The sequence below is a fragment of the Thermodesulfobacteriota bacterium genome, assembly GCA_035559815.1.
Lineage (GTDB): Bacteria > Desulfobacterota_D > UBA1144 > Nemesobacterales > CSP1-2 > DATMAT01.
In genome coordinates this window covers 24,807-37,714 of sequence record DATMAT010000029.1, presented here as the reverse complement: position 1 = coordinate 37,714, position 12,908 = coordinate 24,807, and the positions used below count along the sequence as shown (strand labels likewise).

The 12,908-nt window shown below is 42.6% G+C and carries 13 protein-coding genes; 4 read left to right on the top strand and 9 right to left on the bottom strand.

What is annotated here, in order from left to right:
• Positions 1-357: 357 nt before the first annotated feature.
• The 6 genes from VNN20_08450 to VNN20_08425 form a co-directional block, all read right to left on the bottom strand.
• A complete protein-coding gene (locus VNN20_08450) occupies positions 358-1,422 on the bottom strand; it encodes a hypothetical protein (GenBank protein HWP92210.1) in 1,065 nt (354 codons plus the stop codon).
• 318 nt (positions 1,423-1,740) lie between these two features.
• On the bottom strand, positions 1,741-2,544 hold the full coding sequence (locus VNN20_08445; protein HWP92209.1) for an ABC transporter permease: 804 nt from the start codon (positions 2,542-2,544) through the stop codon (positions 1,741-1,743).
• A gap of 54 nt (positions 2,545-2,598) precedes the next feature.
• Complete coding sequence (locus tag VNN20_08440; protein HWP92208.1) at positions 2,599-3,012, bottom strand: GxxExxY protein; 414 nt, start codon at positions 3,010-3,012, stop codon at positions 2,599-2,601.
• Entirely contained in the window at positions 3,009-3,938 is a 930-nt protein-coding gene (locus VNN20_08435) for an ABC transporter ATP-binding protein (GenBank protein ID HWP92207.1), read from the bottom strand. Before VNN20_08435 ends, VNN20_08440 begins: the two co-directional genes overlap by 4 nt.
• 167 nt (positions 3,939-4,105) lie before the next feature.
• The gene (locus tag VNN20_08430; protein HWP92206.1) at positions 4,106-4,699 is read right to left on the bottom strand and encodes a prepilin-type N-terminal cleavage/methylation domain-containing protein; all 594 of its coding nucleotides are present in this window, start codon (positions 4,697-4,699) and stop codon (positions 4,106-4,108) included.
• 522 nt (positions 4,700-5,221) lie between these two features.
• Positions 5,222-5,812, bottom strand: a complete 591-nt coding sequence (locus VNN20_08425; protein HWP92205.1) for a prepilin-type N-terminal cleavage/methylation domain-containing protein — start codon at positions 5,810-5,812, stop codon at positions 5,222-5,224.
• Positions 5,813-6,706: 894 nt separating this feature from the next.
• On the opposite strand from VNN20_08425, the gene VNN20_08420 reads away from it, so the two are divergent.
• The 3 genes from VNN20_08420 to VNN20_08410 are packed head-to-tail and all read left to right on the top strand — an operon-like array spanning position 6,707 to position 8,665.
• On the top strand, positions 6,707-7,234 hold the full coding sequence (locus VNN20_08420; protein HWP92204.1) for a hypothetical protein: 528 nt from the start codon (positions 6,707-6,709) through the stop codon (positions 7,232-7,234).
• A gap of 42 nt (positions 7,235-7,276) precedes the next feature.
• Positions 7,277-8,311 carry a tetratricopeptide repeat protein gene (locus tag VNN20_08415; protein HWP92203.1) on the top strand — a complete coding sequence of 345 codons (1,035 nt, stop codon included), beginning with the start codon at positions 7,277-7,279 and terminating at the stop codon, positions 8,309-8,311.
• Positions 8,312-8,323: 12 nt separating this feature from the next.
• A complete protein-coding gene (locus VNN20_08410) occupies positions 8,324-8,665 on the top strand; it encodes a hypothetical protein (GenBank protein HWP92202.1) in 342 nt (113 codons plus the stop codon).
• Between the two features lie 52 nt (positions 8,666-8,717).
• On the opposite strand, the gene VNN20_08405 is transcribed toward VNN20_08410, so the two are convergent.
• Complete coding sequence (locus VNN20_08405) at positions 8,718-8,909, bottom strand: hypothetical protein (GenBank protein ID HWP92201.1); 192 nt, start codon at positions 8,907-8,909, stop codon at positions 8,718-8,720.
• Positions 8,910-9,405: 496 nt separating this feature from the next.
• On the opposite strand from VNN20_08405, the gene VNN20_08400 reads away from it, so the two are divergent.
• Complete coding sequence (locus VNN20_08400; protein ID HWP92200.1) at positions 9,406-10,092, top strand: hypothetical protein; 687 nt, start codon at positions 9,406-9,408, stop codon at positions 10,090-10,092.
• A 197-nt stretch (positions 10,093-10,289) separates the two neighbouring features.
• Here the strand turns inward: VNN20_08400 and VNN20_08395 are convergent, their stop codons facing one another.
• Together VNN20_08395 and VNN20_08390 are read right to left on the bottom strand one after the other, a co-directional pair.
• Positions 10,290-11,393 (bottom strand): biotin--[acetyl-CoA-carboxylase] ligase, encoded by a 1,104-nt coding sequence (locus tag VNN20_08395; GenBank protein HWP92199.1) that lies wholly within the window; start codon positions 11,391-11,393, stop codon positions 10,290-10,292.
• Positions 11,394-11,556: 163 nt separating this feature from the next.
• A complete protein-coding gene (locus tag VNN20_08390; protein ID HWP92198.1) occupies positions 11,557-12,873 on the bottom strand; it encodes a hypothetical protein in 1,317 nt (438 codons plus the stop codon).
• Between the last annotated feature and the right edge of the window lie 35 nt (positions 12,874-12,908).

Here is a 12,908-nt window from a genome sequence, read left to right as displayed (position 1 = left end):
ACAAAACCCTCCTTTCCGGGGTTCATCAATTGGACTTTAGTTATATTTAAGTCTGAAAAAAAGGCTTAAGACAATTGGTTAATTTAATACCTATGACATAGCCCATACCGAAACAATTTGTCTCTTTTCGCATAACAACCGTGTACTCACCCGATTAATCGGAGAAGCAACCAGGCACCCACGGGTAGAGACGCAAAATTTTGCGCCTCTACATTGGATTACTACTTTCACAAATGACCTAGGTACACACTCATGCGTAGGGCATCCCTCTGGTGTTCATTAAATAAGGAAACTTCTATATTTTATTAATCGAAGGTTTTGGCTTGAAGTTGATTAGAAAAGGTTTTTGATATTATCTCAATTAGAGGCTATAACACCGTTCTCCGGATTATAGACATAATCTTCTCCCAAAGGATTTGTTGGGAATTGTGCTGTACTATCTTTTTCTATAAACTCTTTTAACTCATTTAAATCTTTCGGATACCGACCATGCTCTTTCTTAAATTTTTGGATTCTAGATGATAAAAATGCCAGGTTTTGGTTTAATTGTTGACCCACCAATGTAGAGCTTTTTACCGCTTTCAGTTTACTAGCTATGATAAACTTTCCTCCGAGTGGCTCCTTGGGTATTTGTTTGACGATGCCCGCGTCTTTTAGGGCTTCCAGGTTTTTCGGTAGCTCGTTATAACGCTCGACATACTCCCTCAAAGCCTCGGTCAAGCGGTCTTCCATATCCATGGTATTTAGCTCTTGTAGATTTCTGAAAGCAAAATTCTTTCTTCCTTCATTTGGCGTGGTTTCATAGATTTCTCTCCATATTTTTTTAGACAGTTCTCTATTGCCGCCATAAGTATGAGCAGATGCTGCCATTCCCTTTATCGATGCCCGGCGAAAAGGCGAGAGACCGGGTTTTTCCGATGCTTCGTCAAATAGCTCTGCCGCTTTCTCATAGTCCTTAGCATAAAGATAATATACAAACGCCTCTTCAAGAGGGATTCTAAAGTTGTCCGGGTTGTTTTCCCTTCCTTTATCGAATAGCTTTGTCCCCTTCTCGATATCGCCTAAACCATAAGGCGGCGGTTCAGCCAGAAACGTACCGCCAAACCTGTATGCATTCACGAACTGCGGGTCCAGATCGGTAAGTATATCGAAATATTTATAAAGAAGGTCCGGATCTTGCTCTTTAATCTTTTTACCGCCGAAGTATTGAATTGCCCTTAGCCAATAGATGTCTGCAACTATTTCTTTGTATCCAAAGGAGATTTTCTTAAGCGCGGATGAGGTCAGGTAGAGGGTCTCCTCTATGGCTCTGAAATTACCTCTTATATCGTCAACCCTTTTCTGAAAAGGGATAGAGACGACAATCAGCGCAAACACAACTAGAAGTCCTAGGATTGGTCTTTTTGCAAGTGTATCAAGCATAGCCACTACAAATGATGCAGGATGCAGGATTCATGATTTGTGGAAGTAATATCCATTTGCCTATAAAGACCGTATGATTTTCAGCATAGGTCCCCATACATAATAGTCATACTTCTTTCGACAGGCTTGCCCTGAGCGTTCATCCTTCGACACGCTGGGAAGATCGGACAAAGGGCTCAGCATAAGCGGCCTACCTCCATAACCGTTCGCCCTGAGCTTGTCGAAGGGCGTATTTGATTTCTTAAATTTTTGACCAAATACGGTCTAAGTAAAGACAATTACATTACTCACAAGCTGTTCTTGCATCTTGCATAATGTTTATTTAAATTCCCTCTTCTGGAATATTATTATAGAAAGTAACAGCAGCGCTAAGGTGTAAAGCAAGGCATAGGCAGTGGTATTAAGAATAAGCTCCCAACTTACATTCCCTCCATACACGGCCTCGCGCCTTACATCAAACTTTTCCAAATTTGGCATAACCCTATAAATGACCTCGGTGAAAAATCCAGTCACAGGATTTTTGACCTGTTCGGCAAAAAGCTTCACATCACTCGAAAACCTTCCGATTGCAATTACCAGAAACGTAAAGAGCACCGTCATTACCGGGGTTGTAAAGCTCGAAAATACCAAAGCAACCCCGATGATTATAAGAAACTCAAGGTAAATAAAATAAACTGCTTTGAAAAACTCGGCGTAATATGGTCCGCCATAGTAAAACTTTATAAAATCTCCATGCCTTAACTCCGTGTACAGCACCAGCAGGAAAAGAATAACAGCCATGGCCGCAGTGTTTACTAGGAGGGTAAAAGCAAGGCCCAGATATTTGCCGAAGACAAACTCATACCGGTGTATCGGTTTTGAAAAGATGTTATAAACGGTTTTCTTCTCAATTTCCTTATAGACAAGCCCCATGCCCAGAAATACCGAAATCATGACCCCGATGAGCGAAATAACGGTAAATCCGAGGTCCTTAACAATCTTGTTATATTGCTCCCCGGATATACTGGCTAGGATAAGAGAACTCAGAATCATCAAAAATGCAAACAGGATTAAGCTGTAGAGAACCCTGTCTCTGACCGCTTCTATGAATGTATTATGTGCAACGCTCCAGACTCTGCTCATGATTCCAATTACTTAGCCACAAATAAACACGAATTTACACGAATAAAAATTTGTCTAGTTAACGATTCTTTCGTACTCTAATCTCTTCTTACCAAAATTTAAGATGATTGCTAACTGTAATCCAGTTGCTTTTAAGTAGTTCAACGTCTGCGCAATGTAGACATCTATTATTTTGTCTAAAGCTTTAATTTCCAATATAATTTTATCCTCAACTAAAATATCAGCGAAGTAATTTCCCACAACCTCCCCCTCGAAATATACCTTTATCGGTGCTTGTTGTTTTGCTTCGATATCTTTACGCGGTAACAATATCAGTAGAGCGTTTTCATAGACTTTTTCTAAGAATCCATAACCCAGTTTATTATGCACTTCCATATCTAATCCAATTATTTTATAAGAAAGCTCTTTATATAAAATATCTTTTTCATTCGTGTTCATCTGTGTAGATTCGTGGCTAAACCGGTTCATGATTCAAGATGAACATCCTTCTTCGCTTCCTCAACGAAGAGTCCTTCGAGAGATTTTCTTAAAGGATGAAGCGAGACGATATCCGCACCGGAATCAGAGACGACCTGGAATACCCTGGTCTTAATATCTTCGTCGAACCTGAGAACAGTAAATCCTGCTCTTTTTTCGACTGAAACTTTAAGGTCGCTAAGGCTGTTCATAATCCTTTCATCAACACCCTTGAGAAGCATCTCATAATCCGTATGAATCTCTTCAAACAGCTTCCCCAGCTCGCCAATCTTGACTACTTTCCCGTTCATAACCACCCCCACCCTATCGCATAAAGCCTCGACATCGGAGAGCATGTGGGAACTGAGAAGTATGGTTTTTCCCCTCTTTTTTTCCTCTAGAATCAGGTCCTTTATTTCTCTTTGTCCGATAGGGTCAAGCCCGGTCATAGGCTCGTCAAGGATAAGAAAATCAGGGTCATTTATAAGGGCCTGAGCAACACCCACCCTCTGAAGCATACCTTTTGAATATTTTCTCAACTGCACCTTTCGGGCATGAGACATTTTTACCTTCTCCAGAAGCTCATCGATTCTTGCGGAGAGACCTTTTCCATTTAGCCCATGCAACTCTCCCATATATCGAAGAAGCTCCTCGCCCGTAAGGTAATCATAGAAATATGGATTCTCCGGGAGGTAGCCTATGTGCTTTTTTACATCCACATCACCGAGTGGCTTCCCCATCAATTCAACATTTCCATCTGTAATGGGGACAAAACCCAGAACCACTTTAAACGTCGTGGTTTTCCCCGCACCATTGGGCCCGACAAAACCGAATATCTCTCCCTTGTTCACTGAGAAAGACACACCTTTGAGCACCCGAACCTTCTTTCTCAGAAATCCGGTGGCGAAGTCCTTTACGAGATTTTCTACTTTGAGCATGTTTTAGGAATCAGAATTATTTTTTTTAATTATAGGTATCTTAACGGATTCTTACAAGTTCTAAGAATATCGTTAAGCATAATGTTAATTTAGTCGATCTTAATCAGAACGGTGTTATCTTAGAGTCAAGATTTTTTCATTTTAACTCTAAGTTCTTCATAGTTTCATCAATCACAATCAGGGTCGGTACGGGATGATTCAAATTGTCCTGCGCTGCCACTAGATTGGGTAGTAGCAATACATTTGATAACCTTGTCGGCAAAAACAGAAAAATCTTTTCTTCCGGTCTTACCAGCACCTGTCATAGAAGCCTCCCAACCAAAATCACCTGCTAGCGTAGTAGAATCGGTGTTAACATCTCCACTCCATCCAATGCAATATCCTGCCTTTGGGTCAGTGCAATTGGCGGTAGCCGCTGCATTTCCGTCATTCACTACTGCACCTTCAAAAGTGATATCCAGAAGCGCATTTTGTTCGTCGTTGGTACCGGAAGGATCACGCAAAGTACCTGACGCACCCAACGAACCTATAAAGTTAGTATAATCTCTTGCGCCATTATCATCTAAGTCTTGTTCGGAATATTCATATTCTGCATCTCTAATAGTCTGAAGGGCTTTTCTGGCATTAGACTCATTAGCCGAAAGACGTGCTTTAATAAGGTTTGGAATCGCTATACCAAGTAATATTCCGATGATGGCTGCTACTACCAAGAGTTCAATAAGGGTGAAACCTTTTTCAGTATTTATACCTAAATTAAACATTAGAACCGCCTCTAATTTTTAATTAATAATCTTTCTTGCAATGTTTGTACCAGAAAGCAACGGCTGATTTTGGATATATAACACACTGAGAACAAAGAGTTTTTATTGATAATTTAATTTCTTAGAAAGTAGTAATTATAATGTCTTGACAAAATTTGCAGGAAATGACAATTTTTGTCGTGTGTTCCCTGCATACTCTATAACAACCCTTCAATATTTGTTTTAATAATCCGATAAAATGCTAACATTACAAGGCTCCGAAGAACCTCTAATGCTGAGTCTAGAAATTAAAACAGCTTGCAAAAAATTAAGAACAATATAAGACCCACATTTTTCGAGGGAAATATTTGACCTTTAGTCAGTTACGAGCCTGTTTTATACGGTATACTCAACTCTAATAAACAGCAATGTTTTTTAATTGGATAGTGTCTTATAATCTGGTTAAAGCGATTTAATAAAACTAAAAGGGTGGCAAGAATAAGATACTCTAGCCACCCTTTTGTACTTAGTCTTAGGTTGTTATTAATCACAACCAGGGTCAGTCCGATCAACTTCAAATGTTCCAGGTTGGCCGACTCCTGATGTGCTGACGTCACATCTTATAACTCCATCCCCGTATACTGCGTAGTCTCTTCTTCCAACCTTGTTAAAGCTAGTCATAGTTGACTGCCAACCAAAATCGTCAAAAAGGCCAGCTGCATTGGCAACGACAGCAGCATCCCATCTAATGCAATATCCCGCCTTTGGATCACTACAATCAGCACCCCCAGTATCGCTTGCCCCCTCAAAACTACTGTCTACAAGCGCATCTTGCTCATCAGCAGTGCCTTCAGGGTCACGTAAAGAAGGCGTAGTACCAGTAAGGTTACCTATTTCATCGATGTAGTCCCTAGTTCCATTATTATCCAGGTCCTGCTCGAAGTACTCACCTTCTGCATCCCTTAAAGTTTGCATGGCTTTTCTCGCGTTCGCCTCGTTCGCGGACATCCTAGCCTTGATAAGGTTAGGAATAGCGATCGCAAGCAATATGCCGATGATGGCCGCGACCACCAACAGCTCGATCAGGGTAAAACCCTTTTCGCCCTTCTTACTAACTAGTCTTGACTTAAACATCTCGACTACCTCCTATAAAAAATTTTGAATTGTCCAATGTTTTTGCAATCCCCGTGCCAACCTTGCCGTTTCGCTCTTTAATGATAATACAATCTATTGAAAAGCCAAGATATTCTTTAACCAAAATGCAACAAATCCGACCTTTATCCACCCTCCCAGAAGTAGCATTTTGCGCAAATTACCCCATTTTTACGACAAAAATTGTCAAATTGACTGATTCCAGACGTATTTTGTCAATCCTTGGGATTGTATGATTTTATTCCTTTCGGGGCGAGCGGATTTTCGACAATTCTCCCTCTTCCCATGGTAGAGCAAGAGGATAATTGGCTTTATAGAAGCAATCTCTTTTTTCAAGGGATTGCTTCGGTCGTTTCTCTCCCTCGCAATAACGCCCGAGGAATCCCAACTCTCCTCTTTCATTTTTTCTTGCTCACGAATATGACACCCGAGGTGTTCACCCTTGGACCCTTCGGTCTAACTCAGGGTGGCCCGGCTCAAAGTGAACGGTTTTTTATCTCTCCTTATTTAGCGGATGCATGCATACGCTCATGCTGAGCCCTGAGCAGAGACGAAGGGTCGAAGCATGATCTTTTGTTTATCAAGAGTTGTGTTCACCTTCCATCCTTCATCAGGCCTATCATGGAATTGTCGAATAGCTAGACTCGTCGAGCATTAACCTATAAACTAAACACCATCTACTAACAACTATTCATTAAGATTCCTATCTCTTATGATTTTGCCAAATAAACGCTCCAGCATGAATATCAGCATTAATTACTTGTCACGGCTCTGCTGTTACCACTCTTCTTGTAAATCCCGCAATATCACATATTATTTTAGGCACTTGATTGCAGGATGTTATATATATACAATCATAGGGAGGAAAGCTAAGGAATGAAAAACCGATTTATATTATTTCCTGCCTGTATTCTCTTACTGATACTACTTTTGGCAACCGGTTGTGGAAATATAACAACCTCTTCACATTTTAGCCAGCCCGATACAAGGCTAGGTAAATACGCCGGGCTAGAAATCACAAATCTTGAAACCCAGGTCGAGCATGTTCCCAGTGATGCCCTGACCAAAATCCCCGACGAAACGGCTAAACTCCTCATTTCCGGTAAGTCCAGATTTCAAAAGGTAGGGCGAGAAACAATCCAAGATATACCGGCAGAGAATACACTTGTCCTTTTAGGTGAGATAATCGATTATCAATCCGGGAAAAGCGTCAAATATGAGGGCGGCGCGTTGAAGTTCGGCGAGGTTGCCCTAACCGTTCAACTGGCCCTTGTCGAAAAAAACACGGGCAAGGAAATCGCCACCGGTGAGGTGAACGGCTTTAACTCTCTTGGTTTTACCGATGCCGGCCTGTATAAAGGAATGGCAGAGGAAATAGTAAAATTCATATACCAAAACTATTGAAAAAAAACGCCAAAAAAATCTTTCCATGAGGAGGATGTAAAAATGAGGGGAAAATTTTTTATGTTATCAGTGGTCGCATTTTCGCTCATATCCATTTCTTTCCCATTACACACAGCAAGCTCTAAAGAAAAATCTAAGAAAGAGGATAGCGCTAAAGGTTCAAAGGAAGTTGAGTATTATATCAAAGGTAGGGAGTCCTACCTCCTTTTTACACCGAGCGGATTTGAAGACGCAGTCAAATACTACAATAAATCTATCGAGGTTAATCCAGAATATGCGCCTCCTTATGCCGGACTTGGAGAAGTATATTCCTTCACCGGTTTTTACAAATTCGAGGTGAGGGAAGAATACGAGGCAGATTTTAACACCTCCTATAAAAACATAGCTAAAGCACTCAAGCTAGACCCTAACGGCAAAGAGACCCAGCGGGCGCTGGCATTGAGCTATCTACACCTTAGGAGGTACAAGGAAGCGGAAGCAGCAGCCAGACGGGTGCTTTCTCAAGACCCAAACGATGCCGAAAGCTACTACATAATTTGGGCTTCTACCGGGCGGGACCCAAACAACCCAAACATCAAAAAAGCCCTAGAGCTGGACCCCAACCTGGTCATAGCCCACGTTGGCTTAGCCCAAGCCTATTTTTACAAGAAAGGGGATTACAACAAATCCACGGAGCACTACAAAAGGGCAGTCGAGCTGGCTGACTCTCCGCAACTGCACAAGTACCTGGGAACTTCACTGAGAACGCAAGGCTATCTGGGCCAAGCTTTATCCGAGTATCAAAGAGCAATCGAGCTCGACCCGGACGACGCATCCGTATATACGGACCTTGGAATTACTCTTCTCTATATGAATAGAATCGAGGAGTCAATCGCCAGCCAGAAGAAGGCGATTTCGCTGAACCCAAACTATCCCGATGCTTATTATTACCTGGCCATAGCCTATGAAAAAGCAAACAACAACGCCGAAGCGGTGAAAAACTATCAGGCCTTTATAAACCTCACTATCGGGCATGTGAGATATGCAAACTACATTGCCAGCGCTAGGGAAAGCCTGGTTAAACTTAACGGCAAATAGTATCATAACTCTATGAAGCAACTCAATACGCAATCCAATGTCATTGACCTCAAGTTCGGCTTAGAATCGCAAGCCAGCCTGTGGAATATAGTCTTTGAGGGATTTGACCAAGAAGTGGTCTTGATTTCCCGCTTCGAGGGTAAGGATATAGAGGCTATTCGCATACTCTACAGGTTCGGTGCAATTGTTAAGGACAAGTATAAGGATTGCCAGGTAGAACCCACCGGCCTAGGGCTCGTGATCAAGAAAAAGCTGCCTACAAATGACCTGGCCGTAATTCGTCAATGGACAGAGCTTATGTACAGTGTCCGGGAAGAGATGACCAACATGGTAAATGAAGAGTTAAAAGTTTAGAGTTCGGAGTTCAAAGTTAACAGGAAAAAACCTAAAGCATTAAAGTTTTGATTCAGGTATCACTCGTTTCTTTTTGCTTTTCATCAATTAGCTTTTGCAAAAACTTCTCCTGAGCATAAAGGTTCAGAAGAATTTGCCTTCGGATGTCGGGGGAATGGGAAAATGCTTCTTCGACATCTTTTTTAGCTCTTCTTATTTCCTCGAGCTTCTCCTCAAGCTTTTTGATTTCATCTTCTTTGTCCATGTTTATTCTCCTAAAATACTATACCAACAAGATATGCTTTGGTAATAATATCACTCATCCGTTTCAATCGAAGGATGAATTTGAAACGTAAGGTGTTCATCCTTCGACCCGGCTCAGGACGAACGGGTTTTATTAATCATTAATTATTTTAGCGGATGTAAATCCGCTCATACTGAAGTCCTGAGCATCGTCGAAGGGTCGAAGTATGAATTTCTTGAGGTATTCATTCTTCGATCGTTCGACAGACTCACAAGGTCAGTATGAACGGAGTTTTTTCTCATTTCCAGCGGATGCAAATCCTCTCATCCCGTAGTCCAGCGTAGTCGAAGGGTTGAAGTATGGGTCTTTAACTAGCTACGGATAATTATGACGTTGAACCAGCCGTGAAGACGTTTCACAAAAGGCGTGACCATAGATAAAATATATCCAGCCTCTCAGCCCTTAATAATTTAAGGAGAGACGGGGGATGAAAAATGATTTTACGAGGTGATAAACTATGCAGAAGAAAATTCTCGGAGCCCCTGAAAAATTTCTCGATGATTTGAGAAAAGAATTCCAGCTCATAAGAAAAAAGATTCTCACCCATCCCTTTGTTGGCGGTGTGGAAAGAGGGAAAACTCCAATAAAGAATCTACAGTTCTTTCTCAAGCAACAATTTCACATCGTAAGCGGAGACTTTAGAAACTTGGCCCTGTACATCGCCTTTTCTCCAAACCAGAAAATTAGAGATTTTTTCCTAAATTTAATAAGTGGAGAGCGAAGCGCCCTGGATAACCTATTCAGAATGGCAAATGCTCTTGACCTGAGCACTAACGAACTGGTTAATTCAGAGCCTCACGCCGGCTCGTTAGCCTTCACCAACTACTTTACCCGCCTGGCAGCGTACGGATCGCCCGGAGAAATTGCCTCATCCATAATTCTTGACTTCGAGGTCTGGGGAGAAAACTGTAATAGAGTAAGCAAGGGACTCAAAAAGCATTATGGTTTAACCTCTGAAGATACAAAGTTCCTCGACGGGTTTTATCCCATCGGCTCTGAGTTCTACAGCAACATATTGAGTATAATCGGAGAGTACGCAAGAACGGAAATGAACAAAAAGAAAATGAAAACGGCTGCACGACTGGGACTCGACTACGAACTCATGTTCTGGGATACCATGCATAAGTACAAAGGAAAGATTTAAAATGCAATAGTTGGGATTAAAGGTTTCAGACAATGTCGGCACAGGTGTTGCCCATAAATACGCTGACGAAGGATGAACTCCCTACATTTTAAATTCATTCTTCGACTAAACTCAGCATGAGCGGATTTACATCCGCTGGAAATAAGGAATAAAAACCGTTCACCCTGAGCGCAGTCGAAGGGTGAACAACTCAATTCTTAAATAAGAACCACATCTCCGGCGACAATCACCTCGGTCGTTCCATCATCCTTTTTCAGAACCAAATGCCCATTTTCATTTACTCCGGTAGCAATGCCTTCGACCATATTCTCATCATATATCGCCCGCACCCTACGATTAGATGATCCCCACCTTTCCGTCCATTCCTTGATGATTAGAGTTTTCCCTTCACTCATAAACCTCTGATACCATATTTCAAGCTCATCGATAAGAGTGGCAATGAACTTGGTCCTGTCGATTTCCTGTCCGGTTGCCTCAGTAAGAGAAGTTGCTATCTCTGCTACTTCTCCCATCTCTTTCTCCATTATTTCCCTGGTCATATTCAGGTTCACTCCTATTCCTACCGCTACAAAATCAACTCTTTCTCCCTTAGTCTGCATTTCCGTCAACATGCCTGCTACCTTCTTGTTATCAATAAGCACATCATTAGGCCATTTTATGGAGGCGTTGGCTCCCTGCCCCTTCACCGCCTCATACACGGCAACGGCGGCAACAAAAGTAAGCAGTGGAGCATCGCTTGGGTCGATATTCGGACGAAATACTACCGACATATAGAGATTAAGCCCCGGTGGTGAGATCCATTTCCTTTGAAGCCTTCCCCTCCCCCTGGTTTGAGAGTCGGCAATTACCACCGTGCCATGAATAGCGCCATTCCTCCCCAGCTCACACGCTACTTCATTCGTAGAGCCGACTTCTTCGAATAAATATATTGGCTCCCCGATTGTTTTCGCCCTAAGAATTTTTTTTATCGACTCGGCCGTTAACGTTTTCATTACTCTACCCCCGGCTAAAGTTTTGAATAATAGCCTAAACTCTTCGTTATCAATATCGTGAATCCTACCTCTTGGGTCGATGTACAGCTCTCCAATCTCTACGAGTCTATTCACCGAAGCTTCGTCTGCCTCTATTTCCCTCTCCATTATACCCTTGGCTTTTCCATATTTTCGCAGCCAATCATCCTTCGAACTGTACAGATAGTTATCAAGATAATGACTATGTGTTATCACGCATTTATCGGGGATATAGAGAACATCCTGCTCGGACCCGCTTTTAGTGACTAGACGCTTGTAGATTACTCTCATACTTTATTATAATCAAAGAGAGCACAGAGTCACTTGAGTAAACCGATGCACGATTCAAGATGCAGGATGCCCGATAAAATCCTCATGAACTACTCATCATGCATCGTGTATCCTGGATCCTGGTCTATGTCCATTCGTGCCCTCTCTGTCCTTCGTGGCTAATTTACTCCGAATTTCGCAATCCCAAATCCACAATCTCCGGGTGCCAGAGCTTGAAGTGATTCTTGTGAACCTCGGTGTATGCCCCTTCGGTGTAGTGTTTATCATAAAATTCCAGGTCAAGATGATGGGCCTGGAAAACCAGCCTCGCAAACATCGGGTCGAGAAATGCCGGGAATCTACCATAGTTCTCATAAACGTAGGTGCAAAAATCCTTCACAATCTGTACTCTCTCCGGAGAAGGATGATACTCATCATCGAGTACTCCCTGGGGATTCCGGTATGGATAGGGATTTCCCTCCTTCCAGAAATCTCCCCTAATCCTGAGAAATTTATCCACCGCCTCACCCATGTCCTTTACATAGGGTGGGCACAACGCTTCAAATACCCCGTCACGCCCTACCGGAACCGGGTTCAAGATGCTTCTTAAACTCTTCTCCGGGCTTATAAACCTGAATCCTAGTCCTTTGTATGATGGATTAACCCCCAAAGCATAATGGGGAAGGAGCCCGGTAAAAGCCCATCCTCCAAGCCCGAGCGCCTGGAGTGCGAGGTTCATATTCTGGCATATAAAAGCCTGTTCCACATTCAGCGTGGTGAGAACCCTAAGCTCAAGGTCGAAGAGAGACATTCTTACGTCATTTCTTATATAACCCTTCTCAATCCATTTATCCAGGCCGCATGACCTTCCGCCATTAAGCTCGTCGATGATGTTGAATCCATATTTAGAGCCGAAATAGATAAATAAAAGAACCATGTATTCGACGGTGGTATTGGTGACCGGGATGAAAAAAGTAGTTCCCGGCTTGTTCGTATTCCAGGCGTTGAAATCAAATAAACCCGGCTCTCCTTTTGGCAAGTCCGCTCTTCCATCCTGGAGTTTTATCAGGCTCTTCCGGAAAAGTCTTATTACTTTCTCTAACTTCTCCTCCTCGGATTTGCCCGAAAAAATCAGGGTCTCCCCCGGCTCGGGCATGAGGTTGAAGAGCTTTACCATATATACCCCGTTATCGTTGGTATAGAAGAGCTCTGTAGAATGAGAATTGCAGGAACAGGGCCAGGAACGCCCGGTCCACTGGAAAAGCCAGGAGATCCCGGTTCGGGGAAGGTCACCCAAAGAAAGCCCGGTCATACCTGTTCCCGCCCAGACCAGGAAGGCTTCTTCAAGCTCGGTAAGCGGAATCGGCTCGAACCTGGATTTATATTTCAATGTTCCTTCTTTCATCTCCATGCCCAGGCCGAACCTTCTGGACCGTCTGGTGAATATGGCATCGAGAAGACCAAAATCTAAAGCGACATTAAGACCCTCCGGGATTTTCATGTTGAACTCCTTAGTATTTTATTATATAGATTTTA

Excerpts from the sequence above, each read along its gene's own strand:
- VNN20_08450 (HWP92210.1), bottom strand. The coding sequence starts at position 1,422 with ATGCTTGATACACTTGCAAAAAGACCAATCCTAGGACTTCTAGTTGTG.
- VNN20_08445 (HWP92209.1), bottom strand. The coding sequence starts at position 2,544 with ATGAGCAGAGTCTGGAGCGTTGCACATAATACATTCATAGAAGCGGTC.
- VNN20_08440 (HWP92208.1), bottom strand. The coding sequence starts at position 3,012 with ATGAACCGGTTTAGCCACGAATCTACACAGATGAACACGAATGAAAAA.
- VNN20_08435 (HWP92207.1), bottom strand. The coding sequence starts at position 3,938 with ATGCTCAAAGTAGAAAATCTCGTAAAGGACTTCGCCACCGGATTTCTG.
- VNN20_08430 (HWP92206.1), bottom strand. The coding sequence starts at position 4,699 with ATGTTTAATTTAGGTATAAATACTGAAAAAGGTTTCACCCTTATTGAA.
- VNN20_08425 (HWP92205.1), bottom strand. The coding sequence starts at position 5,812 with ATGTTTAAGTCAAGACTAGTTAGTAAGAAGGGCGAAAAGGGTTTTACC.
- VNN20_08420 (HWP92204.1), top strand. The coding sequence starts at position 6,707 with ATGAAAAACCGATTTATATTATTTCCTGCCTGTATTCTCTTACTGATA.
- VNN20_08415 (HWP92203.1), top strand. The coding sequence starts at position 7,277 with ATGAGGGGAAAATTTTTTATGTTATCAGTGGTCGCATTTTCGCTCATA.
- VNN20_08410 (HWP92202.1), top strand. The coding sequence starts at position 8,324 with ATGAAGCAACTCAATACGCAATCCAATGTCATTGACCTCAAGTTCGGC.
- VNN20_08405 (HWP92201.1), bottom strand. The coding sequence starts at position 8,909 with ATGGACAAAGAAGATGAAATCAAAAAGCTTGAGGAGAAGCTCGAGGAA.
- VNN20_08400 (HWP92200.1), top strand. The coding sequence starts at position 9,406 with ATGCAGAAGAAAATTCTCGGAGCCCCTGAAAAATTTCTCGATGATTTG.
- VNN20_08395 (HWP92199.1), bottom strand. The coding sequence starts at position 11,393 with ATGAGAGTAATCTACAAGCGTCTAGTCACTAAAAGCGGGTCCGAGCAG.
- VNN20_08390 (HWP92198.1), bottom strand. The coding sequence starts at position 12,873 with ATGAAAATCCCGGAGGGTCTTAATGTCGCTTTAGATTTTGGTCTTCTC.